This window comes from Streptomyces sp. NPDC043861, from assembly GCF_056435905.1.
The window spans coordinates 57,629-83,135 of sequence record NZ_JBWKDP010000003.1 but is presented as its reverse complement, the minus strand read 5'-3'; the positions used below and the strand labels follow the sequence as shown (position 1 = coordinate 83,135).

The following is a 25,507-nucleotide window of genomic DNA, read 5'->3' as shown; positions in this document are numbered from 1 at the left end:
CTATTCCTCCTCGAATTCCGGGACGGCTTCGCCGTAGCCCTCGCGTATGTCTTGGGTGTGGTTCTCCCGTGCCTTTCGTGCCCGACCCTCGCGGATCATCCGATCCAACTCGGGTTCGAACTTCCCGACTTGCCCCCAGGCGGGCGGCAGTTGCTTACGTCGGTGGGCGTCTCGAACCGCGTCCGCGTGTTCGTGCCGCTTGCGGAACTCGTCGTCCGAGAGCTTCCGCGTCTTGCATGGGACGGGTTCGCGGGGCGGGTCTCCCCGCTTCTCGCGGCCCGCACGGATCATCTCCGCCAGTTCCATATCCAGCTTGGTTACCTCTCGGACCAGCGGATGATCCGGGTACTTCTTGCAGTTCGGCCCGTGGACAGTGCAGATCACCGCATCTGCCCGGCGCTTCCGTTCGATCGAGCCCAGAACCTTAAGGGGCATTGTCGCCCCATTCCTGTTCCATTGAATGGACCAGCTTGCTCGGTGCTTCCACACCTAGCAGGCGTGCTTTCTTCGCGGCCGTGTCGGTGATGACGCGGAGAAGCTGTGCCTTCTCGCTCACCGTCTCGGCCTCATCCAGGAGTTCGTATGTCCGCTTCATGACGTCGTCCATGCTGCGTTCGAGGTCCGTCCGGACATCGTTGCTCGTGGACTCTCCGAGGTTCCTACGAGCACGCTCTAGGCGACGGGCGAGGGCATCGCGGGTAATACCCAGATGCCGTCTGATCTCTGCATCCGTGTGGCCCTGGAACTTGAGCTGGAAGATCTCCTCTGCCTCTTGGTCGAGTCGGTTTTCCCGCTCTGCCCTGGTCTCCACTTTCTGCACTGCCTGAGTGGACACTTTCCCTCCCTCCTGAATTCCAAGTTCCATCCGAGTGCCGACCGAGTGATATACCTCGTATTGGCAATTCGATATTCGCACGCTCTTGACGAATTCGTCAAGGTGCTGTATATGGACTGCCTTTCGGCGGAATTCGAAATAGGCGCGCGGGTATTTGCCACACCCGCCAGCGCGTGAACGAGCCGAGGCCATCGCTTGATAACGACTCTCCACGGAGTCCAGCTGTAGCCCTTCGGATCGTCGTCTCGACCTTGGGAGTGTCTGCCGTGTCAGCAACGCAGCGCAGCACCGAAGGAGTTCGAGACCATGACCAAGACCCGCTTCTCTCACGCCGACTGCCAGCACCCGAGCACGAAGGCCGGACGCGCTGCCTGCCGCAAGGCTCTCCGCGCCGCTGCTGAGCCTGCCGTCGCCAGCACCCCCAAGCCCGTCGCCGTGACGCCGACGAACAAGAAGGACCCGCGCAAGGTCGCTGCCGCTGCGAAGCCCGCGCCTGTCGAGAGCGCGCCTGCTGACGAGACCCCCGCTCCCGAGAAGGCCGAGCCCGAGACGGCTCCCGCCGAGCCCTTCGAGATCACGTCCGACACATGGCGCGACCACAAGGGCAAGGCAGCCAGCGTCTACGTCAAGGGTGTGGAAGACCCCTTCGCCGCCCAGAGCGTCACCGGCTGGAGCATCAAGTTCCTCCAGTTCACCGACGCCGAGGGCAAGCGTCAGCAGATCCCCGCCAGCACGGTTGAGCGCGTCACCGTCTGACGTCGCACACCAGCCCCGAGCAGAGAAGCCCGGCACTCGTGATGAGTGACCGGGCTTCTCGGTGGCTGACCTGGCATGACGTGCTCGCCGGCATAGCCTCGAAGCGCTGAGCGCTCGTCAGGCGAGATCGGTTGCTGAGCGCGTCTCTCTCGTCGCGCTCGCTCTGTCGGGAGCCGAGAGACGCGCCTCAGCTCCGTTTGGAAGCAAGAGAGCGCGTGACGCTCGCTCGCAGACGCGAGATGAGACGTACAACTGTCCCGCCTGGCAGGTGGTCGCGCAGGCATAATCGCGCAGCATGGATCAAGGCGCAGCAGCCATTTGGGCAGCAGGCATCGGTGTCGGTGGTGTGGTGATCACCGCTGGAATGGGTTGGTACGCAGCACGCAAGGCGGCAGCCGCTCAGATGAAGGCAGCCCAGGAAACGGCAACTGCACAGGTCGAAGCGGCACTGGCAGGTGTGCGGGAACAAATCTCGGGGCAGCACCAGGCCGCTCTCTGGCAGGTGCGTCGGGAGGCCTACGCGACATACCTCGGCCAGATCCAGGCCGTGTACATGGGCATCTTGCATCTGACCTCGCTTTGCATGGTGGCCATTGATCATCTGGGAGGTGTTCCCGGGGAGCCTCCCAATCTGGCCGAGCCTCGACAGCAACTCCTGGATCGCTTCACGGACTTGTACTTCCGTGAGTCGGCTCTCCACCTGGCTGTTGATGAGGCCGAGGCCGAGCAGGCGGAAGCGCTGAGGAGGCTCGCGGGGCGAGCGGTAGAAGACGTTGGTGAACTGGTCGAGGCGATCTACACCCATCACAACGTCGGTCCCCCGCAGGATGCGTCGGAGATTTCGCGAGAAGAGTTGGCAAGGGGCATCAGGGAGTGGGCGGCCAACGCCCGCAGCAAGCTGCGGATGACGGACTAGCGATCGGGGCTCTGACGCGAACGGGCGTCCGTCGGGACGTTCCACACCAGCCCCCCGAGCTTCGCGGTCTTGACGCTCATCAGCCGTGCGGGCGACGCTCGTGCACACCTGTGCAACCGACTCGGTAGAGGAGCGCGCAATGGCCCTAAAGTTCCTGGGGATCTGGCCCAACACCCCGGATGACGGCTCGCCAACCATCTGGCTGGACGACACGACGGGGGACCTGATCATCCAGTCGTGGAAGGCAGACGCGGCAACGATCCAGCAGGCGCAGGAAGTCGGCTCGGTCCCTGGGCACTCGACCGACGTGCCCGACCACGAGACCGTGATCAGGCTTCCCGCCAACATGCTCCAGTTCATCCCGCGCCCGGACAGTGAGGTCAACGGTGGCAACAGCAGTACGTGAGGAGCTGGCGAAGGCGCAGCGCTCCGCGATGCACCTTGAGATGCGGGACGGCTACATGCTGGACGACCCGGAGTTCATCCGCTGGCAGGAGGGGCACCGGTACGACCCGAACGACCGCGAGTCGTGGTGGCGGTCATGGCTGGACGTCGTCGCCGAGACGACGGGGCGGGGTGTGGTCATGCGTCGGCTTCGCGTCGTCTCCGAGCCGCTGAGTGACTACGTCCGGTACGAGTACGACGGCACGTTCACCAATGTGGCAGCGGGTGAGGACGTGCGCTGGCTGCCTCGCTCACGCGCCCGTGACCTGTTGCTGCCCGCGCTGGACGGCTGGGTCATGGACGAACAGACCGTGATCCTCCACCACTTCAGCGGGGATGGTCAGTGGACTGATCCGCGCATGGAAGTCCTCACCGATCCCGCGTTGGCCAAGCAGTACGCGGCAGCGTACGAAGCGGCCTGGGAACGGGCCATCCCGCACGAGGAGTACAGGCCGGTCTGACCCACACCCATCATGGCGCTTTCCGCATCATCGAGTGTCCAGCAGGCCCGGCAGGTTCTCGCCGATCGTCTCGGCGAGATCCGCCGGGATGCTGGACTCACCGGGCGTGACCTCGCCGGTCTCTGTGGCTGGCACGCCTCCAAGTCGTCCCGCATCGAGAACGCCCGTACGCCTCCGTCCGCCGACGACATCCGCGCATGGTGCGCGGCGTGCGGCGCGGAGGACCAGACGGAAGACCTGATCGCTTCCCTCCGCGCGGTCGAGGGGACGTGGGTCGAGTGGCGGCGCATGGAGCGAGCCGGCCTCCGGCAGGCGCAGGAAGCCAGGCTGCCGCTGTACGAGCGCACCCACCGATTCCGCTCGTACTCGTCGTGGCTCGTGCCAGGCATGATCCAGACGCACGCGTACACCACGGCGGCACTGCGGGCGATCCAGCAGCGGCGCGGCCTCGTGGACGATGTGGCCGACGCGGTAGAGGCGCGCATGGAGCGTCAGCGCGTCCTCTATGAAGCGGGGCGGCAGTTCGCGTTCCTGGTGGAGGAGTCGGTCTTGCGGTCCGGCATCGGCGGGGCGGACGTCATGATCGGACAGCTTGCGCACCTGATCACCATCGGGTCGTTCCCCAACGTGAGCATGGGAGTTGTGCCCATGCGACCCGATCGCGCCCGCTGGCCCGTCGAAGGGTTCTGGCTGTACGACGCGGCACAGGTCAATGTCGAGTTGGTCTCTGGCTACCTCACGATCACGCAGCCGAGCGAGGTAACCATGTACGCCGAAACCTTCGCAGAGCTGGCCGACTTGGCGGTGTACGGAGCGGACGCCCGCGCCCTGATCACGGCGGCTATGGACGCCCTCGGGTGAACGCTCGTGCAATCTCGTAGAAGGTCCTTGGGGTTGATCATCCCCGGTTCCTAGCGTTGTCGTCACGCGGACGACGTGAAGGGGTCGGGCATGTGTGAGCCGAGGAGTTACCCGAGTGCACCGGTGGTGCTGCCGGATCGCACGGCCGAACTGGAGCCGACTCCCGTAGAAGGGTGTCCTGGCTGCGTGGAGCTGGCCAACGTGCGCGACCGCGCGCGAGGGGTCGGCGACTACACCACGGTGTCCGACTGCAACGTCTACCTCCGCCGACACCCGGAGGGGCACTGATGGCTGTCCGATCCGTCTTCCGCTTCGTAGATCACACGATTAACCACGCACCCGAAGGCGGGTACACGTTCGAGATCTTCTGTACCGCCCACGAGTGCGGCGAGGACAGCGGCCCGCAGGGTGAGCAGAACGACGCCCAAGACTGGGCGCTCCGGCACACGGGCCGGACGGGTCACGACCTGTTCCGCCGCGTCGTCACCGACCACGCCCGCGTGACGCGCGCCGACCAGCAGTGAGCGGCGGGATAGGCGAGGGCGGGTGTGGAAGACGTCCGTTCCACACCCGCCGACTCGTGCTGAGAGGGTGCCGTGCGTCAGTACCTGTCGCCCAGGTTGTGCACTGCGTCGACCGCGCGCTGTGAGGCCATGTCCGCGCCGTACCGCCTGAGCATCGCGGGAGACTTCCACCCGCGCACGGCCATGATGTGCTCGCCCGAGACTCCCGCCGCCTTGAGGTCGTCGGCCCAGGTGTGACAGAAGGAGTGCGGCGAGACCGACGCAGGGTCATAGCCCGCCGCCGTGGCGACCTTCTTGGTCATCCTGTGGAGACCCGCGTATAGGAGACGCGACCTGTTGCGCGTGCCGAGCCACAGCCACTCGTCATCGGCACGGCGGTGCAGTGCTCGCACGCGGAGATACCTGGTGAGTGCCTTGACCGTCTTGGGCTGGAGCGGGATGACGCGACCGTCCAGTGAGTTCCTGTCCATCTTGATCGGGACGACCACGAGAGTGCCGCCGGGTAGATCCAGGTCTTGGACGCGGAGGTTCAACAGCTCGTCCGACCTCAGACCCTCGGTCAGCACACGCAGGATCGCGTGGTTCCGTACCGTCTCGAAGTCTCGGACCTTGGGTGAACCGTTCCCAGTGCAGCGGAGGCAGTCGGTGATGAAGTCGGAGGACAAGGTCTTGGGCTTGCCCATCGGAGGAGTGGCGTAGCGCTGCAAGCGCGGATCGTCGTAGGGGTTCGGGTGGTCGTACTCCTCGGCCAGGTACGAGAACAGCGCGCGGAGGTTGCGTTGCGTGGTGTTTGTGCCTCCGGTGTATCCGCCTTTCCCGTCCTGGCTCTTGGGCACGTCGTGGGTCTGGTAGTACCAGCGGAAGTAGCGGTTCAGCGTGGCGGTGTCCACGTCGGTGAACGATGCGACTTCCACACCCCGCCCTGCTCCATGAGCGGGCGCCGCGTTGATCTGCGGAGATCGGGTCAGCCAGTGGTGGAGCTGGGTAGCCGCGTACTTGTACGCGTTGACCGTGCGCCGCTGGAACGGACGGCCGTGTTTGTTCGTCGTGGTCGAGAGGTGTAGCTCAAGCTCAGCGATCGTTGCGAGACGTACGTCCTCAGCGCTCCTGACGCTGCGCACAGGCGCCGGTGAGAGCGTGCGCGTGCTCTCGCTCGCTCGTGCTGTGTCGGCGCTCCTGACGCGCTGCTGTGCGCGCAGTGGGTTGCGTGCTGCCATCGGTTCGTGGCTCCTCGTGACAAGGAGCTAGACAAGTCCGAGTTACCGAAGCGTCTCGCCTAGCTCCGCCGGGATACGGAGCCGCAGTGCGAAGCAAAGAACCCCTGATCCGCGTTGTCGCAGATCAGGGGTCCGATGGCGGAGGATACGAGATTCGAACTCGTGAGGGGTTGCCCCCAACACGCTTTCCAAGCGTGCGCCCTAGGCCTCTAGGCGAATCCTCCGCCGGAAACATTACATGACGCCGAGGAGTGCTCGCGAACTCGTTTCCCACCGCCACCATCAGGTACTCTGTGCGGAGCCCCTCACGTGGCGCTATCTGACTGAACTCCCCCAGGGCCGGAAGGCAGCAAGGGTAGGTCGGCTCTGGCGGGTGCGTGAGGGGCGTTTTGCGTTCCGGGCCGCATGTCCGGGACCTCGGGCTCCGGGCGGGCCCCGTGATTGTCCGTGGGCCCCGATAACCTCGTATGCGTGTCGTCCCTTGCGCTGTACCGCCGCTACCGCCCCGAGTCCTTCGCCGAGGTCATCGGGCAGGAGCATGTCACCGACCCGCTGCAGCAGGCGCTGCGGAACAACCGGGTCAATCACGCATACCTGTTCAGCGGGCCCCGAGGCTGCGGCAAGACGACCAGTGCGCGCATTCTGGCGCGGTGTCTGAACTGCGCGCAGGGACCCACGCCGACGCCGTGCGGGGAGTGCCAGTCCTGCCAGGACCTCGCGCGCAACGGACCGGGGTCGATCGACGTCATCGAGATCGACGCCGCGTCGCACGGTGGTGTGGACGACGCCCGTGAGCTGCGGGAGAAGGCCTTCTTCGGCCCCGCGTCCAGCCGGTACAAGATCTACATCATCGACGAGGCCCACATGGTCACTTCGGCGGGCTTCAACGCCCTGCTGAAGGTGGTCGAGGAGCCTCCGGAGCACCTCAAGTTCATCTTCGCCACGACCGAGCCCGAGAAGGTCATCGGCACCATCCGGTCCAGGACGCATCACTATCCGTTCCGGCTCGTGCCGCCCGGCACGCTCCGGGAGTACCTGGCCGAGGTCTGCGGCCGGGAGGGCATCCCGGTCGAGGACGGGGTGCTGCCGCTGGTGGTCCGGGCCGGGGCCGGGTCGGTGCGTGACTCGATGTCCGTCATGGACCAGCTGCTCGCCGGCGCCGCGGACGACGGTGTGACCTATGCCATGGCGACGGCCCTGCTCGGCTACACCGACGGGTCGCTGCTGGACTCCGTGGTGGACGCGTTCGCCGCGGGCGACGGTGCCGCGGCGTTCGAGGTCGTGGACCGGGTGATCGAGGGCGGGAACGATCCGCGCCGATTCGTCGCCGATCTGCTCGAGCGGCTGCGGGACCTGGTGATCCTCGCGGCGGTGCCGGACGCGGCGGAGAAGGGGCTGGTCGATGCCCCGGTGGATGTCGTGGAGCGGATGCAGGCGCAGGCCCAGGTGTTGGGTGCCGCCGAGCTCAGCCGGGCGGCAGACCTGGTCAACACGGGGCTCACGGAGATGCGCGGCGCGACCTCGCCGCGGCTCCAGCTGGAGCTGATCTGCGCCCGGGTGCTGCTGCCCGCCGCATTCGACGACGAGCGTTCGCTGCAGGCACGGATCGACCGGCTGGAGCGGGGCGTCTCCTTCCCGGCCCCCGGTCAGGCGCCCGCCATGGGGTACGTGCCGGCCACGGACGCCCATATGCCGCCCGGGCCTGCCGAGGGACCCGCGGCCGCCCGTGCGGCGGTTCGGGGGCCGGCTCCCGAGACGCGTCAGCCGTCGCCGCAGCCGGTGGCCGCCCGGCCCGAGGCGGCGCCCGCCCCTGCCGTTCCCGACGACGCCCCCGCCCCTGCCGTGGCCGAGGCACCGACTGCGCCCGCCCGGGAACAGGAGCCCGCCGCGCCGCGCCCCGGCGCATGGCCCGGTGCTGCGAGCCCTGCCGCTCCCGCCGCCCCGGCCCAGCGCCCCGGCGCCTGGCCGTCCGCCGCCGCCCCCGGCCAGGGACGCCCGGCCGAGCCCCCGGCACCCACCACCCCAGCTCCCGCCCCGGCCGCCGTAGGCCCCCAGGCCGTCGCGCCGGGAGCCGCCCAAGGCGCCGCCCAGGTGCGGAACATGTGGCCCGGCATCCTGGAGGCCGTCAAGAACCGCCGTCGCTTCACCTGGATCCTGCTCAGCCAGAACGCCCAGGTCGCGGGTTTCGACGGCACCACCCTCCAGCTCGGCTTCATCAACGCGGGTGCCCGCGACAACTTCACGAGCAGCGGCAGCGAGGACGTGCTCAGGCAGGCGCTGGCCGAGCAGTTCAACGTCCAGTGGAAGATCGAGGCGATCATCGACCCGTCGGGCGGTGCGGGTCAGCCCGTGCCCGCCCCCGGTGGCGGTGGCGGGTACGGCGGACGGCCCGCACCGGGCCAGGGCCCCGCCCAGCCCTCCGCGTACGCTCCGCCGGCCGCCCCTTCGCGTGCGGCCCCGGCGGACCCGCCCCCGTCTGCCCCTCCCGGCCCCCAGCAGTCGGCACCCGAGCCCCACCGCGCCGCCCCGGCGCCGGGTGCCGCGCCGCACGCCCCGCGGCCCGTCGCGCCGGAGGACGACATCCCGGAAGAGGACGATCCGGATCTTGTGGACTCCGCGCTCTCCGGACACGACCTGATCGTGCGGGAGCTCGGCGCCACGGTCGTGGAGGAATACACAAACGAGTAGCGGTGCCCGCTTCGGCGGCCCGCACAAGGCCGGTCCCGCTCCGGGGGCTACCCTGGCTGCCGTGAAGGTCCTCGTCATCGGCGGCGGCGCCCGCGAACACGCCCTGTGCCGCTCTCTGTCCCTCGACCCCGACGTCACCGCTCTGCACTGCGCGCCCGGCAACGCCGGGATCGCCGGAGTGGCCGAGCTGCACCCGGTGGACGCCCTCGACGGCGCCGCCGTGGCCGCGCTCGCCACCGGGCTGGAGGCGGATCTGGTCGTCGTCGGCCCCGAGGCCCCGCTCGTCGCCGGTGTCGCCGATGCGGTACGCGCCGCAGGCATCCCCTGCTTCGGCCCGTCCCGTGAGGCCGCCCGGCTGGAGGGCTCCAAGGCCTTCGCCAAGGACGTGATGGCCGCGGCGAACGTGCCCACGGCCCGTTCGTACGTCTGCACGACGCCTGAGGAGATCGACGAGGCGCTGGACGCGTTCGGTGCTCCGTACGTCGTCAAGGACGACGGGCTCGCCGCCGGCAAGGGCGTCGTGGTCACCGAGGATCTCGCCGCGGCCCGCGAGCACGCCCTCGCGTGCGGTCGCGTCGTCATCGAGGAGTACCTGGACGGGCCCGAGGTCTCCCTCTTCGCCGTCACCGACGGCGAAACCGTGGTCCCGCTCCAGCCCGCACAGGACTTCAAGCGCGCGCTGGACGGCGACGAGGGCCCGAACACGGGCGGCATGGGTGCGTACTCCCCGCTTCCCTGGGCCGACCCCAAGCTGGTCGACGAGGTGCTGGAGACGGTGCTCCAGCCCACCGTGGACGAGCTCCGCCGCCGCGGGACCCCGTTCTCCGGGCTGCTCTACGCCGGTCTGGCGATCACGAGCCGCGGCGTCCGGGTGATCGAGTTCAACGCCCGCTTCGGCGACCCCGAGACCCAGGTGGTCCTGGCCCGGCTCAGGACCCCCCTCGCCGGCCTCCTGCTCCACGCGGCCCGCGGCACCCTCGCCGACGAGCCCCCGCTCAACTGGCGTGACGACGCCGCTGTCACCGTTGTCGTCGCCTCGCACAACTACCCGGGCACGCCGCGCACCGGTGACCCGATCGAGGGACTGGACGCCGTCGCGGAGCAGGATGCCCCGCACGCGTACGTCCTGCACGCGGGGACCAGGAAGGACGGCGACAGGATCGTGAGCGCCGGAGGCCGTGTGCTGTCGGTGACCGCGACCGGCAAGGACCTGGCGCAGGCCCGCGAGCGCGCCTACACGGCAGTCGGCCGTATTCGGCTCGACGGCTCGCAGCACCGTACGGACATCGCCCGGAAGGTCGCCGGGGACTGAGCGTCGTACCGCCCGGGGCCGGTCGAGCCGGATGTCCCGGGGACCGATTTGTCTGCCCTCGACCCGTCATCGCCTTTGCCCGGCGCCATTCCATCGAGTGATGGCTGACCCATCCGGATGACGGTCGGCGGAGCCCCAACTAGGGTGCGGCGCAAGCGTTCCGGCACTTGGCCCACCGGCATTGCGATGTCGGTGGCGGGTGCCACAGTGGGGGAGTGAGCTACACCGCCGCAGGGCAGAGGGGGTGAGTCCGGCCGTGTCCGGAACCGGTATCGGTGAGGAGGCGGGCGTGCATGCCGCACGCTCCCGGGCCCTCGCCGTGCTGCGCATCCGCAGCAGGGCGCTGGCCGTGGCGCTGCTGCCCGCGGCCGTCGCCGTCGTGCTGCTGGCCGGCGAGGTCACAGGACGTCTGGGCGGCGGAAGTTGGGACACCGCCCGCTGGGCGGTGACCTGTGCCGCGGTCGTCGTGCTGATCGCCGCGGCCGCCGTCGCCGCGGTGATAGTCCGGGCCACGCCTGCCGTCAGTCCGACGGTGGAACTGGCCGAGAAGTCGGCGCCGGATCTGTACCGGCTCGTGGAGGACCTGGCGGACCGGCTGGACGTCCCCGTGCCCTCGGCGATAGCCCTGACACCGGACTGCGACAGCTGGCTCGAGGACCGTACGCACCCGGCGACCCGCCCCAAGCGCCTCAAGCACGCCGAACGGACCACGCGCCCGGCCGATCCCCCGCAGGACGGCCACCGTGCGCCCACCGCCCCCGTGCTGGTCATCGGCTCGCCCTTCCTGTGGTGGATGCGGGTCGCCGAGCTGCGGGCCGTCCTCGCGCCGGTCGTCGCAGGTACGGGGCCGTCCGCCCAGCCGGACATAGCCGCGGCCCGGCGTTTTGTGCGAGGCCTCGACGCCGCCGTGGGAGCCGCCGCCCGACCCGGGCTCGGTCCGGTGCGCCGCCCGGCGCTCGGCCTGGCCGGCCGGGTGGCCAGAATCCTTCTGCGCAGCTGCCGGGACCATGCCGCCGAGATGGAGCGGGCCGTCGCGGCCGCGGCGTCCGAGCGCGCCCAGGCCGTGGACTACGGCCTGCGGATCGTCGCCCAGGAACAGGTCGGCCTGGCCTACGCCGGGTGGGACCGGCTGCTGACCCGGGTCGCCCTGCCCGCGTGGCGGATGGGTCGCTGGCCGTCCCGCCTCGACGCCGGGGTGGTCTCCGCGCTGACCGAGCTGTCCCGCCGCGACCGGCTGGCAGAGGGCTTCACGTCCCGGCTGGGCGAGCGGCCCGCCTGCGATCTTCTGGAGGAGCCGGGCGCGGTCGACGAGGCCGCGTCGCTGCTGGCGGCACGTCTGTTCCACGGCGGGCCGGCCGAGGGCGGCCCCGACTGGTCGCCAGTGGACTGGCAGGCGTATCCCGAAGAGGTCGTGGACCGCAAGTGGCGCACGGAGGCGGCCCGCCTGCACCGAGTGCTGGACGCGATGGGCGTCAGGCCCGCCACCGAGCCCGCCGGGCCGAACCTCGCCCGCGTGGTCGACTATCTCTCCGTCGGCGGTCCCGGCACGGCCATGTCGCCCTCACCGGAGGACGGACCGGGCCGGGCCCCTGCGTGGTCGGGCGTATTCGGGGGCGACGGTGTTCCCGTGGCCGGAGCCGCCACCGCCGCGGGGACCGATTCCGCTCCCCAGGACGGGGACGCCGTTTCCGGTGCCGCCCGCGCGAGCGGCGACCCCGGCCGAGAGGCATCCGTACCGGCTGGTCACGGGCCTGCCGGTCACGGCCCGGCCGTCTCCGATCCGGCCGTCCCCGATCCGGCCGTCTCCGATCCGGCCGATCACGGCTCCGCGGGCCCCGGCGCCGACCTCGCCGCCGGCATCAGCGCGGAGGTCGCCCGTGAGCAGGCCGAGCGCGAGCTGTCCGCCACGGCCACACGTCCCTCGGCGGCGGCAGGCGCGGCCGCCGGATGCTCCGCCGCCACGGTTGCCGACTCCCCGAGCGGTGCCGCCTGGGGCACGGACCCGCTGCCGCTGTTCCCGCTCCAGCCGCCCCGCACTGCCCGCGAGCTGCTCGCCGACCATGTCACCGCCATGGTCTGCTGCGCGGCCGTCGACACCGCGGGCGCCGTGCCGGGACTCGACTGGCTCGACGGCCCGGCCCTCCTCGTCGGCGGCGAGCGCAGCGCGGACCTGAGCGGCCGGGTGCGGAGCCTGGTCGAGGACGGCGACCCCGGACCGCTGCGCGACTGGTTCACGGTGATCGGTGTCCGCCCCGACAAGCCCGTTCGCCTGGTCTGAGCGACCGGCCCTGAGCGGAATGGCTCCTTTCCGTCCCCATCAATTCGCGACGAACGGTGACGGATCGCGTGCGTAATGTGATGTGCTGGGGGCGGCGCCCCCCGCAGGCGCCTCCACCGACCAGCGGGCGTTCGTCAGGCGTTCCGGCAATGGGCGTTTCAGCGACGGGCGTTTGATCAACAGCGGTCCCAGGGGGAACCGGAGGAGGGGCGCGACATGGGGGCGGAGCAGATCCGGCGCTGGGAGTCAGGTGCCCTCGCGCATGCCGTCTCGGACCCCTTCGGCCAGGGCCCGCTGCCCTGGCTGCGCGGCAGCGAGCAGTACTTCGACGACACGGGCCAGGTGGTGCCCTGGTACGCCGACCCGGACCCCTGCCGGGGCGAGTCCACCCGAGGCCGCCCTCGCACCGCCGACGACGTACGGCGCCAGATCAAGGGCTTCACCTCCACCGGGGCCGTTGCCCCCGGGGAGGCCATCGACTTCCATGTGACGGTCGACCCGCCCCAGCAGTTCTCGGTCGACGTCTACCGCATCGGCCACTACGCCGGCGACGGCGCATCCAAGATCACCACGAGCCCGCGTCTCTCCGGCATCGTGCAGCCTGCTCCCCTCAGCGCAGACCGCACGGTCTCCTGCCACCACTGGTGGCTCTCCTGGCGACTGCAGGTCCCCTCCTCCTGGTCGGTGGGGGCCTATGTCGCCGTCCTCACCACCGTCGACGGCTATCGCTCGCACATCCCCTTCACCGTCCGCGACAGCCGTCCGGCCGATCTGCTGCTGCTCCTCCCCGACATCACCTGGCAGGCCTACAACCTCTATCCGGAGGACGGCCGGACCGGCGCCAGCCTCTACCACGCCTGGGACGAGCACGGACGGCTGCTCGGCGAGGAGGACGCCGCGATCACGGTCTCCTTCGACCGGCCGTACGCGGGCGCGGGTCTCCCCCTCCATGTCGGGCACGCCTACGACTTCATCCGCTGGGCCGAGCGGTACGGCTACCACCTCGCCTACGCCGACACCCGCGATCTGCATGCCGGCCGCATCGACCCCGGCCGCTACCGGGGCCTCGTCTTCCCCGGCCACGACGAGTACTGGTCGGCGCCCATGAGGCGCACCGTCGAACTCGCGCGCGACCAGGGCACCTCCCTCGTCTTCCTCTCCGCCAACACCATGTACTGGCAGGTCGAGCTCGGTCCGTCGCCGTCCGGTGTCGCCGACCGCCTTCTCACCTGCCGCAAACGCCGCGGTCCAGGACGGTCCGCCCTGTGGCGTGAGATCGACCGGGCCGAGCAGCAGCTGCTCGGCATCCAGTACCTGGGCCGGGTGCCCGAGCCGCACCCCATGGTGGTGCGCAACGCCGGGCACTGGCTCTGGGAGGCCACCGGCGCGGGCGAGGGCGACGAGATCCCGGGTCTGGTCGCGGGCGAGGCCGACCGCTACTTCCCGCGCACTCCGCTGCCCCGGCACGAGGGACGCATCCTTCTCGCCCATTCGCCCTACCAAGACGGCGACGGCGTCACCCGGCACCAGGAGACGTCCCTCTACCGTGCCCCTTCCGGCGCCCTTGTCTTCGCCTCCGGCACCTTCGCCTGGTCGCCTGCCCTCGACCGTCCCGGCCATGTGGACACCCGGATCCAGCGGGCGACGGCCAATCTCCTCGACCGGATCTGCAAGCGGGACTGACCCCGTTCGCGCCGGTCCGTTCCGGATACGGGAGAATCGAAGCGCTCCTGGATCAACCTACGCGGAGGAACCGTGTCCGGATTCGTAGAAAAGCCCGAGCCCCTCCAGGTTCCGGGTCTGACCCACCTCCACACGGGCAAGGTGCGTGATCTGTACCGGACCGAGGGCGGTGACCTCGTGATGGTCGCGAGCGACCGCATCTCCGCGTACGACTGGGTGCTGCCCACCGAGATCCCCGACAAGGGGCGGGTCCTCACCCAGCTCTCCCTCTGGTGGTTCGAGCGCCTCGCGGACCTCGTCCCCAACCATGTGATCTCCACCGATCTCCCGGACGGTGCGCCCGGCGACTGGCACGGCCGCACCCTCGTCTGCAAGGCCCTGGACATGGTCCCGGTCGAGTGCGTGGCCCGTGGCTATCTGACCGGCTCGGGGCTGGTCGAGTACAACGACACCCGTACGGTCTGCGGCCTCGCCCTCCCCGAGGGGCTCCTGGACGGCTCCGAGCTCCCGGCCCCGATCTTCACCCCCGCCACGAAGGCCGCGGTCGGCGACCACGACGAGAACGTGTCGTACGAGGAGGTCGTCCACCGGATCGGCGCGGAGCCCGCCGCACTGCTGCGCCAGAAGACGCTCGCTGTCTACGGCCGTGCCCGGGACATCGCCCGTGAGCGCGGCATCATCCTGGCGGACACCAAGTTCGAGTTCGGCTGGACCGCCGGCGAGGGAGCCGGCGAGCTCGTTCTCGCCGACGAGGTGCTGACGCCGGACTCCTCGCGCTTCTGGCCCGCCGACCAGTGGCAGCCCGGCCGCGCCCAGCCCTCGTACGACAAGCAGTACGTGCGGGACTGGTTGACGTCGCCGGCCTCCGGCTGGGACCGCAGGAGCGAGCAGCCGCCGCCCGGGCTTCCGCAGGAGGTTGTGGCCTCGACCCGCGCCAAGTACGTGGAGGCGTACGAGCTGCTGACCGGCGACAGCTGGTCGTAGACACGAAGAAGCCCCCGGCCGGTCGGCCGGGGGCTTCTTTGACGAGCGGACGACGAGATTCGAACTCGCGACCCTCACCTTGGCAAGGTGATGCTCTACCAACTGAGCCACGTCCGCATGCGCCGTAGCGCGGGACCCACTATACCCAACCTCGCTCGCGTGCGAGCCGCACTGCGGCGTGCCGGTTCTCCGCGCCCACTTTCGCGGCCGCCGACGACAGGTAGTTCCGCACGGTGCCCTGGGACAGCGCGGCCCGTTCGGCGATCTCCGCGATGGGCGCGCCGTCCCCGGCCAGCTCCAGCACCTCGGCCTCGCGGGCGGTCAGCGGGGAGTCACCGGCGGCGATCGCGTCGGCGGCCAACTCCGGGTCCACATAGCGGTTGCCCTGATGCACGGAGCGGATCAGCTCGGCGAGCCGCTGGGCGCTGACGGTCTTCGGCACGAAGGCGCGCACCCCGGCCGCGAGGGCCCGCTTGAGATGGCCGGGGCGGCCGTGGCTGGTCACGATCATGATCCGGCACCCGGGCAGCTCGGCCCTCAGCGATGTGGCCACACTCACACCGTCGGCTCCCGGCATCTGCATGTCCAGCACCGCGACATCGGGCCGGTGGGCCCGTGCCATGGCGAGCGCCTCGGGTCCGGAGGCCGCCTCGGCGACGACGAGCAGATCGTCCTCGAGGGCGAGGAGCGCTGCGAGGGCACCGCGGATGAGGTGTTCGTCGTCGGCGAGCAGTACGCGTACGGTCACGCCGCACCTCCGGGGACAGGGGCCGGCACAGCGGCCGGTACGGGCAGCAGGGGCGTCGGGACGGGGACCGTGGCTGTGAGAACGAAGCCGGCTCCCGGGGCCGGGGCCGCGGTGAGGGTGCCATCGAGCGCCGCCAGCCGTTCGCGCAGCCCCGCGAGACCCGAGCCGCCGATCAGGGAGGACGGCGCCTTGCGTGCGCGGTCGTTCCCCGCCTCCCGCACGCCGTCGTTCTCGACGGACAGGACCGCGGATCCGCCGCCGACCGACAGCCGGATCTCGCAGCGCCGGGGATCGCCGTGGCGAAGGACGTTGGTCGTCGCCTCCCGCACCACCCACCCCAGTGCTGCCCGCACCTCGCCCGGCAGGGCCTTCGCCGCTCCCGCCGTGAGGCCGATCACCCGGCAGTCGATCCCGGCGGCCGTCAGCACGCCCCGCGCGCCCTCGAGTTCCACGGCAAGATCAGCCTCGCGGTACCCACGCACCACATCGCGCACCTCCCGCTGCGCTTCCTGAGCGATCCGCTGCACCTCGATCATCTGCTCCACGGCCTCGGGGCGGTCGCGCCGCGCCAACTGCACCGCCAACTCGCTCTTGAGCGCGATCACCGCGAGATTGCGGCCCATGACGTCGTGGAGATCGCGGCCGAAGCGCAGCCGTTCCTCTGCCACCGCGAGCTGGGCCTGCAATTCCCTCGACCGGTCCAGCTCCCACACGGCCTTGAGCAGCCAGGACGAGAAGCCGCAGGTGAAGACCAGCAGGCAGCCACCGATGAACACGCCCACCGCATACCCGGCGGCCTCCGCCGGGTCGATGCCCATGGCCGCGACCGACACCCCCGTGACGACGGCCGCGGCCGGTGCGACACAGAGCATGTGGCGCACCTTGCGCAGGCACAGGACCCAGGAGCCGATGCTGAAGCAGACCAGGCCGATGACCACCGTGGAGGCCATATACCCGTCTTCGAGCACCCCCGTGGCCCGGAGAGCGAGGATGGTCAGCGAGCCGGCCGCGGCCAGTGCGCCGACACCGAGCGCGAGCCGAACAGGGCGTTCCCGGCGGTCGAGTGCCCAGTCCAGCGCCCGGGACGCGAGCACCCCGTTCAGCACGGAATGGACGCAGACCAGCAGACCCAGGGCCAGACCCGGCGGAGCCCAGCCGTTCGTCGCCACCGGTACGACACCGTTGGCGGTGGCCTCGACCAGGACGAAGCTGTGGAAGGACCACCGTGTGTACAGCTCGACCTTGGCCGCGTTGCCGCGCCCGCTCCACCACGCCGTCAGCCTGGACACCGGCCGATCACCCCCCGATCTAACGCTGTGACTGGACAGGTTCACCGGCTCGCGCCGCCCTGCACTCCCCCAGCTGCCGCTGGGGGCACCCCCGCGCTGCGTTGTCCTAACACCCGAGTACATCCAGTACGAGGGCGATGCTCGCGCCTTGCGATGCGTCCCCTCGGCCCCAAGGGGCCGGGGGAGACCCCATGCCCTCGGCCCCGAGGGGCCTGGGGAGACCTCATGCCCTCGGCCCCGAGGGGCCTGGGGAGACCTCATGCCCTCGGCCCCGAGGGGCCTGGGGAGACCTCATGCCCGCGGCCCCGAGGGGCCGGGGGAGACCTCATCCACCGGACGCCGCGGGCTTTCCGGCAAACCTATCCGGTGGCAGCACTAGCGCCGCGGCTCCCAGCGGAACCACCGACGCACAGCAAACACCGAGATCATGGTCCAGGCCAGCGCGTTCACGGCTGCGCCCGCCAGCTTCTGTGCGTCCGCTCCTCCCTCCACGCCCGCCTGGACCAGCTGCATCACACCGGTCATGGGCAGCAGTTGGCACACCGAGGCGACACGGTCCGGGAGGACTTCGAGCGGAACGAACAGCCCGGATCCGAACGCGGACACGAGGAAGAGCGGCATCGTGGTGATCTGTGCGCTCTCCACGGTGCGGGTGAGCGCCGAGGACACCGCTGCCAGCGCGGTCATCAGCACGACGCCCACCAGCACGCCCGCGCTCAGCAGTTCGGGCCTCCGGGGTCCGTCCGCGTCCAGCAGCGCCACGCCCGCGACGAGCAGCAGCACGCTCTGCACGATGGCCAGAGCGGCGGCCGGCAGCGCAGTCCCGGCGAGGATCTCCAGGTCGGAGACCTCACCCGTGCGCAGCCGCTTGAGCACGAGTTCCTCCCGCCGTGCCACGAAGGCGGAGGTGAGGTTGAGGTACACGACCAGGACGAGCACCATCCCGATGCCGCCGGTGAGGAGTGCGTCATTGAGCCTCACCCCCGTCCCGTCGAGGGCTCCGCCCTTCAGCGATGAGCGCAGCACCGCCACCATGCCCACGGGCATGAGCACCGCAACGAACAGTGCGGCCCTGTTCCGGACGAGGAGGGTGAGTTCGGCCCGCCCGAGCGCGGCCAGCCGCCCGGCCGTACCGGTCCTGTCCCGCGTCCCTGCTGGGCTCATGGACGTGTTCTCCGTCGTGGCCGTGGTCGTCGTGGTCACACCGCACCTGCCAGTTCCGTGTCCGTGCGCGACTGGGCGATCTCCAGGAACGCTTCTTCCAGGGAAGCCGAGCGCGCGTCGAGCCCCTCCAGTTCCACACCGGACTCCTCGGCCCAGCGCAGCAGTTCACCGAGCGAACGCTGCAGATGGTGTGTGCGGATCTCGATCCGCCGGCCTTCGGCCGCGGCCCTCAGTGCGAGCGGCAGCCGGCCCGCCGGAACGTCCTGGGGGAGGAGGAAGCGGATGCGGGACGGGCGCGAGGCCGTCACCTCGGCCGGGCTGCCGGTGGTGACGATCCGCCCCCGGTGCATGATCGCCAGCCGGTCGGCGAGCGACTCCGCCTCCTCGAGGTAGTGCGTGGTCAGCAGCACGGTCGTACCGCCGGCCCGCAGTTCGCGCACCAATTCCCAGGTGTCCCGGCGCCCTTCCGCGTCGAGACCGGTCGTCGGTTCGTCCAGGAAGAGGACCTCGGGCCGCCCGAGCAGGGCCAGAGCCAGATCGAGCCGTCGCCGTTCTCCGCCGGAGAGCTGCTTGACCCGTACGCCGGACCGGGCGCCGAGTCCGACCAGTTCCAGTGCCTCCCCCACCGGTCGTGCCCCGCTGGTGCAGCCGGCCCACATCCGCACGGTCTCGCTGACCGTCAGATCGGAGGGGAAGCCGCCCTCCTGGAGCATCACCCCGATCCGGGGCCGTACGGCGGGGCGCTCGCGGTACGGATCGTGTCCGAGGACGCGTACGGTGCCGCCGGTGGGTGCGGCCAGCCCTTCGAGCAACTCGAGGGTGGAGGTCTTGCCCGCACCGTTCGTCCCGAGCAGCGCGAACAGCTCACCGCGTGCCACGGAGAAGGTGATTCCGCTCACGGCCTCGAAGCCGCCGGCATAGCTGCGGCGCAGCTCACCGGCCTCGATCACGTACCCATCGGTTTCCATGCCTCAAGGCTTCCGCGGGACCTGGGCCGCAGACAGTGCGTGCTGTCATCACCGCACATGACAAATGTCAGTACGGACAACGCACGACAAAGGCCCCGGTCGTGATGACCGGGGCCTTCGCACTACGAGCGGACGACGAGATTCGAACTCGCGACCCTCACCTTGGCAAGGTGATGCTCTACCAACTGAGCCACGTCCGCATTGCTGCCGCTCAGCTCTCACTGGGCGGTGCGTTCACCACTGTACCCGATCCACCGGAGTGGTTGGTAAGCGATGCGGAGCGGGTGACAGGAATTGCACACTGCGCCTTCCCTCTGGAAGAGGGCTGTTCTGCTACTGAACTACACCCGCACGCTCCGTTGAGGTCCGGCCTTCGGCCTCGCCCCTCGGCGTGCTCCAGACTCTAGCCCACCTGCAGGGGGGCCGTGCAACTCGGTTCTCGGGGGGTGCGGCCGCGGGGTGTCTTCTCCCGGTGCCCCGAGGGGTGTTCAGCTCGCCTGGCGAAAAGCTTCGTAGACCCGTTTGGGGATCCTGCCGCGGGCCGGCACGTCCATCTTGTTGGACTGCGCCCAGGCGCGTACGGCCGCGGGGTCGGGCTCGAGGGTGGTGTGCCGGTACTCCTTGCGCACCTTTGCGGAGTGCTTCGACGCCTTGCGCCCTGCAGCCATGTACGGGGCGAGGGCCTTGCGCAGTTTCTTTGCATTGGCGGGATTGAGGTCGATCTCGTACGACTTCCCGTCCAGGGCGAACGTGACCGTTTCCGCCGCTTCTCCGCCGTCGATGTCGTCGAAGAGCGTGACCACTACGCGCTGAGCCACGGATATCGGTCCTTTCCTGCGGTTTCGTCGCGCCATGACGGTCGGATCGCAACCGGGTCGCAACCCGGCCGATGCTGACATGCGGCGATACCGGTATTCCGGCTGATGCGGGGCAATGCTGCTTTCCGCTGTATTCCTTTGTACAGCGGTCGGCATCGCATTGTGAAGCCCAGCCAATTGCATCAGCGTGTCTTCCGCAATGGGGCGGGAGAGTTTTTCTCTGGATTTTCACACGGGGTTCTGCGGATATCTATGCGCGTAGATTTCTCGGGCGGGTACGCTGAGGGAACCGCCTTCAGCACCACACCAATCGGGAGTGCCAGTGGCACGCGTCGTAGTCGACGTCATGCTCAAGCCGGAGATCCTCGACCCGCAGGGGCAGGCGGTGCAGCGCGCACTGCCCCGCCTGGGTTTCGAGGGGATCGCGGACGTACGTCAGGGAAAGCGCTTCGAACTCGAGGTGGAGGGGCCGGTCGACGACGCCGCCCTCGCCCGTATCCATGAGATGGCCGAAACGTTCCTCGCGAACACCGTCATCGAGGACTTCGTCGTAAAGGTGGAGTCGTGACGGCTCGTATCGGGGTCGTCACATTCCCTGGAACGCTCGACGACCAGGACGCACTGCGTGCGATCCGTCTTGCGGGCTCCGAGCCCGTTTCGCTGTGGCACCGTGACAAGGGCCTCAAGCAGGTCGACGCGGTTGTCCTCGCGGGCGGCTTCTCCTACGGCGACTATCTGCGGGCGGGCGCCATCTCCCGCTTCTCGCCGGTGATGGAAACGATCATCGAGCAGGCGAAGTCCGGGATGCCGGTCCTCGGTATCTGCAACGGCTTCCAGATCCTCACCGAGGCCCATCTGCTGCCCGGCGCGATGGTGCGCAACAACCATCTGCACTTCATCTGCCGCGACCAGAAGCTGCGGGTGGAGAACGCGGAAACCGCCTGGACCGCCGACTACGAGCAGGGCCAGGAGATCTCCGTTCCGCTCAAGAACATGGACGGCCGCTATGTCGCCGACGAGCGCGTCCTGGACGAGCTGGAGGCCGAGGGCCGGGTCGCGTTCCGCTACCTCGACATGAACCCGAACGGCTCGCTCCGCGACATCGCGGGCATCACCAACCGTGCGGGCAACGTCGTCGGCCTGATGCCGCACCCCGAGCACGCCGTGGAGCCGCTCGTCGGCACCGGGGGCACCGACGGCCTCGGATTCTTCACCTCGATCATCAAGAGGCTGGTCGCCGCATGACCCTCGACGCCGGAACAGCCGAGGGAGCGAGTGAGCGTCCCGCCCTCGACTGCAGCACAATGATCACGCGAAGGAGCGACCGAGCGTGACCCTCGACACCGTCAAGCACGCAACCGAGACCCCCGAGTCCGAGCAGCCCTGGAAGGAGCTCGGTCTCAAGGAGGACGAGTACGCGCGCATCCGCGAGATCCTCGGCCGCCGCCCGACCGGTGCCGAGCTCGCGATGTACTCCGTGATGTGGTCCGAGCACTGCTCGTACAAGAGCAGCAAGGTCCACCTGCGCCAGTTCGGCGAGAAGGCCCCCGAGAACGACGCCCTGCTCGTCGGCATCGGCGAGAACGCCGGTGTCGTGGACGTCGGCCAGGGCTACGCGGTCACCTTCAAGGTCGAGTCGCACAACCACCCCAGCTACATCGAGCCCTACCAGGGTGCGGCCACGGGTGTCGGCGGAATCGTCCGCGACATCCTCGCGATGGGCGCCCGCCCGGTCGCGGTGATGGATCCGCTGCGCTTCGGCGCCGCCGACCATCCCGACACCAAGCGCGTCCTGCCGGGCGTCGTCGCGGGCATCGGCGGCTACGGCAACTGCCTGGGTCTGCCGAACATCGGCGGCGAGGTCGTCTTCGACTCCTGCTACCAGGGAAACCCGCTGGTCAACGCCCTGTGCGTCGGCGTCATGAAGCACGAGGACATCCACCTGGCGAAGGCGTCGGGCGCCGGCAACAAGGTGATCCTCTACGGCGCCCGCACCGGTGGCGACGGCATCGGCGGTGTCTCGGTGCTCGCCTCGGAGACCTTCGAGTCGACGGGCCCGGCCAAGCGCCCCGCCGTCCAGGTCGGCGACCCCTTCCAGGAGAAGCTCCTCATCGAGTGCACCCTGGAGATCTTCGCGGAGGACCTGGTCGACGGCATCCAGGACCTCGGCGGTGCCGGCCTGTCCTGCGCCACGAGCGAGCTGGCCTCGGCCGGCTCGGGCGGTATGCGGGTCGAGCTCGACACGGTGCCGCTGCGCGACGCGACCCTCTCGCCCGAGGAGATCCTCATGAGCGAGTCGCAGGAGCGCATGTGCGCCATCGTCGAGCCCGACAAAGTCGACCGTTTCCTCGAGATCTGCGAGAAGTGGGACGTCATCGCCACCGTCATCGGAGAGGTGACGGACGGCGAGCGGCTGGAGATCTTCTGGCACGGCGAGCAGATCGTCGATGTACCGCCGCGTACGGTCGCGCACGAGGGCCCGGTGTACGAGCGCCCGTACGCCCGTCCCGACTGGCAGGACGCTCTCCAGGCGGACGACGCGGGCAGGCTCCCCCGTCCGGCGACCGCCGACGAGCTGCGTGAGCAGGTCCTCAGGATCGTCGCGTCCCCGAACCAGGCCTCCAAGTCCTGGATCACGGACCAGTACGACCGCTTTGTGCAGGGCAATACCGTGCTCGCCCAGCCCGAGGACTCCGGCATGGTCCGCATCGACCCGGACACCAACCTCGGTGTCGCGGTCGCGACGGACGGCAATGGCCGGTACGCCAAGCTCGACCCGTACACCGGCGCACAGCTGGCGCTGGCCGAGTCGTACCGCAATGTGGCCGCCTCCGGCGCCAAGCCGCTGGCGATCTCCAACTGCCTGAACTTCGGTTCGCCCGAGGACCCGGCCGTCATGTGGCAGTTCGCCGAGGCCACCCGTGGTCTCGCGGACGGCTGCCTGCAGCTCGGCACGCCGGTGACCGGCGGCAATGTCTCGCTCTACAACCAGACGGGCGAGACGGCGATCCACCCGACGCCGGTCGTGGCCGTCCTCGGTGTGATCGACGACGTCACGCGCCGCACGCCGATCGCGTTCGCGGAGGAGGGCCAGCTCCTCTACCTGCTGGGCGACACCCGCGAGGAGTTCGGTGGATCGGCCTGGTCGCAGGTGGTCCACGACCACCTCGGCGGTCTGCCGCCGAAGGTCGACCTGGACCGGGAGAAGCTGCTCGCCGAGATCCTGATCTCGGCGTCCCGCGACGGCATGATCGACGCGGCGCACGACCTGTCGGACGGCGGCCTGGTCCAGGCGGTCACCGAGTCGTGCCTGCGCGGCGGCAAGGGTGCGCGGCTGGTCGTCCCGGACGGTCTGGACGCATTCACGTTCCTGCTCAGCGAGTCGGCGGGCCGTGCGGTCGTCGCCGTCCCGCGCAGCGAGGAGCTCCGTTTCACCGACATGTGCGGGGCGCGCGGTCTGCCCGCCACGCGGATCGGTGTGATCGACGGGGACAGCGTCGAGGTGCAGGGCGAATTCGGCATTCCGCTGAGCGAGCTGCGCACGGCGCACGAGCAGACCATTCCGGGTCTGCTCGCCTGAGTCACCGAAGGGCAGCGGCCCCCGTCCGGACTCGTCCGGGCGGGGGTTCTCGTTCCCGGCTTGATTGAGATTACGTAATTACGTAATCTATCGCTCATGGAGCTGGAGCAGCGCGTCGCCGAGCTGGAACGGCGGATGGCGGACCTGGAGAACGCCGGGACCGTGGCGCCGGCCGTGGGCGAGGCCGACTTCTGGGCCCTGGAGGGCCTGAAGCAACAGCTGGCCGAGGCCCGGGCGGCGGACGGCGGGGTGCTGTTCACCGGTGCGGTCAGGCTGCCCACCCAGGAGCGGTACGAATGGCAGTTCGGCGCGCTGACCGACGGTCTGCTGGAGGACGACTGGTCGGGGGCCGCCGACGCCTTCGCGGCGCTCGGTCACCCCGTACGGCTGCGGCTGTTGCGGGAGATCATCGGCGGCCGGCGCACCGCGGCCGGCCTTGCGGAGCTCGAGGATCTCGGCACGACCGGCCAGATCTACCACCATCTGCGCCAGCTGACAGCCGCGGGCTGGCTGCACACGACGGGCCGGGGGCGCTACGAGGTCCCGGGTGCCCGGGTGGTCCCGCTGCTGGTGGCACTGACCGCGGCACGTCCTTAGGGGGATCGTTCATGACCGCACGCAAGACAGCCGTGTTCCTGAACCGCGCACTGTGGCTGGTGTTCGGCGCACAGGCGATCGCTTCGCCGTTCGTGGACCTGCCGTACGACTACTGGGTGGGCTGGTTGCCGGGTCTGGCGGCGATCGCCCTCAGCCTGGGTCTCATACGGTCGGACACACTCCGCATCACCGCCGAGGCGCCGGATCCCGTCGAGACCGAACCGCCCGTGACGGGTCGCTGGACCCCGCACAACAGCCCCGCCGACCGGGTGCCGAGCCATGGCACGCACCGCTACGGCCAGACGTACGCCATCGACATCGTGGCCGAATCCGACGGGCTGCCCCGGCCCTCGTTCGCCTGGATCCTGCCGGTCGCCCGGCGCAACGCGGACTTTCCCGCGTTCGACGCCCCGCTGCATGCCGTCGCCGACGCCACGGTCGTGCACGCCAGTGACCACCGGCGGGACCATCTGAGCCGCAACTCCGTGCTCGGCCTGCTGTACATGCTGATCGTCGAAGGGATCGTCCGCAGCCTCGGGGGCTTTGCCCATATCTTCGGCAACCACCTCGTCCTCGACCTCGGTGACGGGACGTACGCGGTGTACGCGCACCTGAGGCGCGGTTCCCTCGAGGTGCGGGAGGGAGACCGGGTGCACGCGGGCCAGGTCGTCGCGCGCTGCGGCAACTCGGGGAACTCGAGCGAGCCGCACGTCCACTTCCAGCTGATGGACGGTCCCTGCCTCCGCACGGCGAAGGGAATCCCCTTCACCTGGCGGGGCATCGGCGTACCGAAGAACGGCGAGACCTTCACGGCGGAGCAGGCCGCCCTGAAGTCGTCCGCATGAGACGGTCCTGCCCTGCTCCCACGGGGGTGAGCAGGGCAGGACCCGCAATTCCTGCGGTCCTGCGGTCGGGCGATTCTGCGGTCGGCGTTCCTGCAGTCCTGCGGTCCGCTATGCGGGCAAGCTCCAGAACGCGTCCGACTCGTCGATGTCCTCGACGCATTCGTCGATGTCGGAGATCTTGCCGCCGACGATCGTGAAGAACAGCCCGTCGTTCATCTCGATCCCACGGTCGCCCCGCTCGGCGAAGGTCCGATGGAAGGCCATGACGTGCCCGCGGCCGTCGGCGGCCACCATCCTCAGTTCCGTTCTGAAGGTGCCATGGGTGAGCTCGGCGACCTTCGTGTACAACTCCAGCACCGCCTCTCGGCCCTTGTGGTGCCCGGAGAGCGGGTTGTTCCCGGGAAGATGGTGGACGACGTCCGTCGTCATCATGGATGCGACGGCCTCCAGGTCACCTCTGCCGAACGCTTCGTAGCCCCGGCGGACCAGGGCGCAGTCCGGGTGCTCGGACATGGTCGGGTCACACCTTTCGTACCGGT

At 69.6% G+C, this 25,507-nt stretch carries 26 protein-coding genes, 4 tRNA genes and 1 other RNA gene; 18 read left to right on the top strand and 13 right to left on the bottom strand.

Annotated elements, in window-relative coordinates; genetic code table 11:
• The gene (locus AC068D_RS07930) at positions 1-435 is read right to left on the bottom strand and encodes a hypothetical protein (RefSeq protein ID WP_478822101.1); all 435 of its coding nucleotides are present in this window, start codon (positions 433-435) and stop codon (positions 1-3) included.
• Entirely contained in the window at positions 425-835 is a 411-nt protein-coding gene (locus tag AC068D_RS07925) for a hypothetical protein (RefSeq protein ID WP_478822100.1), read from the bottom strand. Before AC068D_RS07925 ends, AC068D_RS07930 begins: the two co-directional genes overlap by 11 nt.
• 306 nt (positions 836-1,141) lie before the next feature.
• On the opposite strand from AC068D_RS07925, the gene AC068D_RS07920 reads away from it, so the two are divergent.
• The 7 genes from AC068D_RS07920 to AC068D_RS07890 all read left to right on the top strand — a co-directional run bounded on the left by AC068D_RS07920 (position 1,142) and on the right by AC068D_RS07890 (position 4,797).
• Complete coding sequence (locus tag AC068D_RS07920; protein ID WP_478822099.1) at positions 1,142-1,591, top strand: hypothetical protein; 450 nt, start codon at positions 1,142-1,144, stop codon at positions 1,589-1,591.
• Positions 1,592-1,886: 295 nt separating this feature from the next.
• Positions 1,887-2,507, top strand: a complete 621-nt coding sequence (locus AC068D_RS07915; protein WP_478822098.1) for a hypothetical protein — start codon at positions 1,887-1,889, stop codon at positions 2,505-2,507.
• 139 nt (positions 2,508-2,646) lie between these two features.
• Complete coding sequence (locus tag AC068D_RS07910; RefSeq protein WP_478822097.1) at positions 2,647-2,913, top strand: hypothetical protein; 267 nt, start codon at positions 2,647-2,649, stop codon at positions 2,911-2,913.
• Positions 2,894-3,412, top strand: coding sequence for a DUF6879 family protein (locus AC068D_RS07905; RefSeq protein WP_409081183.1), 519 nt, complete (start codon positions 2,894-2,896; stop codon positions 3,410-3,412). The genes AC068D_RS07910 and AC068D_RS07905 overlap by 20 nt, the downstream gene beginning before the upstream one ends.
• Positions 3,413-3,424: 12 nt before the next feature.
• Entirely contained in the window at positions 3,425-4,273 is an 849-nt protein-coding gene (locus AC068D_RS07900) for a helix-turn-helix domain-containing protein (RefSeq protein ID WP_478822096.1), read from the top strand.
• Between the two features lie 90 nt (positions 4,274-4,363).
• Positions 4,364-4,561 carry a hypothetical protein gene (locus AC068D_RS07895; protein WP_478822095.1) on the top strand — a complete coding sequence of 66 codons (198 nt, stop codon included), beginning with the start codon at positions 4,364-4,366 and terminating at the stop codon, positions 4,559-4,561.
• Complete coding sequence (locus AC068D_RS07890) at positions 4,561-4,797, top strand: DUF7848 domain-containing protein (protein ID WP_478822094.1); 237 nt, start codon at positions 4,561-4,563, stop codon at positions 4,795-4,797. The genes AC068D_RS07895 and AC068D_RS07890 overlap by 1 nt, the downstream gene beginning before the upstream one ends.
• A 77-nt stretch (positions 4,798-4,874) precedes the next feature.
• Here AC068D_RS07890 and AC068D_RS07885 read toward each other — a convergent pair whose 3' ends face one another.
• Positions 4,875-6,014 carry a tyrosine-type recombinase/integrase gene (locus tag AC068D_RS07885; protein ID WP_478822093.1) on the bottom strand — a complete coding sequence of 380 codons (1,140 nt, stop codon included), beginning with the start codon at positions 6,012-6,014 and terminating at the stop codon, positions 4,875-4,877.
• Between the two features lie 136 nt (positions 6,015-6,150).
• Positions 6,151-6,238 (bottom strand) — tRNA-Ser (locus AC068D_RS07880).
• Positions 6,239-6,311: 73 nt separating this feature from the next.
• On the opposite strand from AC068D_RS07880, the gene ffs reads away from it, so the two are divergent.
• The 6 genes from ffs (at position 6,312) to AC068D_RS07850 (ending at position 14,959) form a co-directional block, all read left to right on the top strand.
• Positions 6,312-6,406: signal recognition particle sRNA small type (gene ffs / locus AC068D_RS07875), an RNA gene on the top strand.
• Positions 6,407-6,485: 79 nt separating this feature from the next.
• A complete protein-coding gene (locus AC068D_RS07870; RefSeq protein WP_478822092.1) occupies positions 6,486-8,702 on the top strand; it encodes a DNA polymerase III subunit gamma and tau in 2,217 nt (738 codons plus the stop codon).
• A 61-nt stretch (positions 8,703-8,763) separates the two neighbouring features.
• Complete coding sequence (gene purD / locus AC068D_RS07865) at positions 8,764-10,014, top strand: phosphoribosylamine--glycine ligase (protein ID WP_478822091.1); 1,251 nt, start codon at positions 8,764-8,766, stop codon at positions 10,012-10,014.
• Positions 10,015-10,303: 289 nt separating this feature from the next.
• The gene (locus AC068D_RS07860) at positions 10,304-12,292 is read left to right on the top strand and encodes a hypothetical protein (protein WP_478822090.1); all 1,989 of its coding nucleotides are present in this window, start codon (positions 10,304-10,306) and stop codon (positions 12,290-12,292) included.
• 216 nt (positions 12,293-12,508) lie between these two features.
• Entirely contained in the window at positions 12,509-13,975 is a 1,467-nt protein-coding gene (locus tag AC068D_RS07855) for a N,N-dimethylformamidase beta subunit family domain-containing protein (protein WP_478822089.1), read from the top strand.
• 72 nt (positions 13,976-14,047) lie between these two features.
• Positions 14,048-14,959, top strand: a complete 912-nt coding sequence (locus tag AC068D_RS07850; protein WP_478822088.1) for a phosphoribosylaminoimidazolesuccinocarboxamide synthase — start codon at positions 14,048-14,050, stop codon at positions 14,957-14,959.
• A 44-nt stretch (positions 14,960-15,003) separates the two neighbouring features.
• On the opposite strand, the gene AC068D_RS07845 is transcribed toward AC068D_RS07850, so the two are convergent.
• The 8 genes from AC068D_RS07845 to AC068D_RS07810 all read right to left on the bottom strand — a co-directional run bounded on the left by AC068D_RS07845 (position 15,004) and on the right by AC068D_RS07810 (position 19,946).
• Positions 15,004-15,076 (bottom strand) — tRNA-Gly (locus AC068D_RS07845).
• A 22-nt stretch (positions 15,077-15,098) separates the two neighbouring features.
• Positions 15,099-15,707, bottom strand: coding sequence for a response regulator (locus AC068D_RS07840; RefSeq protein WP_478822087.1), 609 nt, complete (start codon positions 15,705-15,707; stop codon positions 15,099-15,101).
• On the bottom strand, positions 15,704-16,996 hold the full coding sequence (locus tag AC068D_RS07835) for a sensor histidine kinase (protein WP_478822086.1): 1,293 nt from the start codon (positions 16,994-16,996) through the stop codon (positions 15,704-15,706). The genes AC068D_RS07840 and AC068D_RS07835 overlap by 4 nt, the downstream gene beginning before the upstream one ends.
• A gap of 375 nt (positions 16,997-17,371) precedes the next feature.
• On the bottom strand, positions 17,372-18,160 hold the full coding sequence (locus tag AC068D_RS07830) for an ABC transporter permease (protein WP_478822085.1): 789 nt from the start codon (positions 18,158-18,160) through the stop codon (positions 17,372-17,374).
• Between the two features lie 35 nt (positions 18,161-18,195).
• Positions 18,196-19,128 (bottom strand): ABC transporter ATP-binding protein, encoded by a 933-nt coding sequence (locus AC068D_RS07825; protein WP_478822084.1) that lies wholly within the window; start codon positions 19,126-19,128, stop codon positions 18,196-18,198.
• A gap of 127 nt (positions 19,129-19,255) precedes the next feature.
• Positions 19,256-19,328, bottom strand: a tRNA-Gly gene (locus AC068D_RS07820).
• Positions 19,329-19,407: 79 nt separating this feature from the next.
• Positions 19,408-19,479, bottom strand: a tRNA-Gly gene (locus tag AC068D_RS07815).
• A gap of 137 nt (positions 19,480-19,616) precedes the next feature.
• The gene (locus AC068D_RS07810; protein ID WP_478822083.1) at positions 19,617-19,946 is read right to left on the bottom strand and encodes a histone-like nucleoid-structuring protein Lsr2; all 330 of its coding nucleotides are present in this window, start codon (positions 19,944-19,946) and stop codon (positions 19,617-19,619) included.
• 322 nt (positions 19,947-20,268) lie between these two features.
• On the opposite strand from AC068D_RS07810, the gene purS reads away from it, so the two are divergent.
• The 5 genes from purS to AC068D_RS07785 all read left to right on the top strand — a co-directional run bounded on the left by purS (position 20,269) and on the right by AC068D_RS07785 (position 24,968).
• On the top strand, positions 20,269-20,514 hold the full coding sequence (gene purS, locus AC068D_RS07805) for a phosphoribosylformylglycinamidine synthase subunit PurS (protein WP_266379892.1): 246 nt from the start codon (positions 20,269-20,271) through the stop codon (positions 20,512-20,514).
• Entirely contained in the window at positions 20,511-21,191 is a 681-nt protein-coding gene (gene purQ / locus AC068D_RS07800) for a phosphoribosylformylglycinamidine synthase subunit PurQ (RefSeq protein ID WP_478822082.1), read from the top strand. Before purS ends, purQ begins: the two co-directional genes overlap by 4 nt.
• An 85-nt stretch (positions 21,192-21,276) precedes the next feature.
• Positions 21,277-23,526 (top strand): phosphoribosylformylglycinamidine synthase subunit PurL, encoded by a 2,250-nt coding sequence (gene purL, locus AC068D_RS07795; protein WP_478822081.1) that lies wholly within the window; start codon positions 21,277-21,279, stop codon positions 23,524-23,526.
• A 96-nt stretch (positions 23,527-23,622) separates the two neighbouring features.
• Positions 23,623-24,123 carry an ArsR/SmtB family transcription factor gene (locus tag AC068D_RS07790; RefSeq protein ID WP_478822080.1) on the top strand — a complete coding sequence of 167 codons (501 nt, stop codon included), beginning with the start codon at positions 23,623-23,625 and terminating at the stop codon, positions 24,121-24,123.
• Positions 24,124-24,134: 11 nt separating this feature from the next.
• Positions 24,135-24,968 (top strand): M23 family metallopeptidase, encoded by an 834-nt coding sequence (locus tag AC068D_RS07785; RefSeq protein ID WP_478822079.1) that lies wholly within the window; start codon positions 24,135-24,137, stop codon positions 24,966-24,968.
• A gap of 108 nt (positions 24,969-25,076) precedes the next feature.
• Here AC068D_RS07785 and AC068D_RS07780 read toward each other — a convergent pair whose 3' ends face one another.
• Positions 25,077-25,481 carry a nuclear transport factor 2 family protein gene (locus tag AC068D_RS07780; protein ID WP_478822078.1) on the bottom strand — a complete coding sequence of 135 codons (405 nt, stop codon included), beginning with the start codon at positions 25,479-25,481 and terminating at the stop codon, positions 25,077-25,079.
• Positions 25,482-25,507 lie beyond the last annotated feature (26 nt).

Bases quoted from the DNA above. Each gene is read 5' to 3' on its own strand.
- AC068D_RS07930 (WP_478822101.1), bottom strand. From the start codon at position 435: ATGCCCCTTAAGGTTCTGGGCTCGATCGAACGGAAGCGCCGGGCAGAT.
- AC068D_RS07920 (WP_478822099.1), top strand. From the start codon at position 1,142: ATGACCAAGACCCGCTTCTCTCACGCCGACTGCCAGCACCCGAGCACG.
- AC068D_RS07915 (WP_478822098.1), top strand. From the start codon at position 1,887: ATGGATCAAGGCGCAGCAGCCATTTGGGCAGCAGGCATCGGTGTCGGT.
- AC068D_RS07910 (WP_478822097.1), top strand. From the start codon at position 2,647: ATGGCCCTAAAGTTCCTGGGGATCTGGCCCAACACCCCGGATGACGGC.
- AC068D_RS07900 (WP_478822096.1), top strand. From the start codon at position 3,425: ATGGCGCTTTCCGCATCATCGAGTGTCCAGCAGGCCCGGCAGGTTCTC.
- AC068D_RS07895 (WP_478822095.1), top strand. From the start codon at position 4,364: ATGTGTGAGCCGAGGAGTTACCCGAGTGCACCGGTGGTGCTGCCGGAT.
- AC068D_RS07890 (WP_478822094.1), top strand. From the start codon at position 4,561: ATGGCTGTCCGATCCGTCTTCCGCTTCGTAGATCACACGATTAACCAC.
- AC068D_RS07885 (WP_478822093.1), bottom strand. From the start codon at position 6,014: ATGGCAGCACGCAACCCACTGCGCGCACAGCAGCGCGTCAGGAGCGCC.
- AC068D_RS07855 (WP_478822089.1), top strand. From the start codon at position 12,509: ATGGGGGCGGAGCAGATCCGGCGCTGGGAGTCAGGTGCCCTCGCGCAT.
- AC068D_RS07830 (WP_478822085.1), bottom strand. From the start codon at position 18,160: ATGAGCCCAGCAGGGACGCGGGACAGGACCGGTACGGCCGGGCGGCTG.
- AC068D_RS07825 (WP_478822084.1), bottom strand. From the start codon at position 19,128: ATGGAAACCGATGGGTACGTGATCGAGGCCGGTGAGCTGCGCCGCAGC.
- AC068D_RS07790 (WP_478822080.1), top strand. From the start codon at position 23,623: ATGGAGCTGGAGCAGCGCGTCGCCGAGCTGGAACGGCGGATGGCGGAC.
- AC068D_RS07785 (WP_478822079.1), top strand. From the start codon at position 24,135: ATGACCGCACGCAAGACAGCCGTGTTCCTGAACCGCGCACTGTGGCTG.
- AC068D_RS07780 (WP_478822078.1), bottom strand. From the start codon at position 25,481: ATGTCCGAGCACCCGGACTGCGCCCTGGTCCGCCGGGGCTACGAAGCG.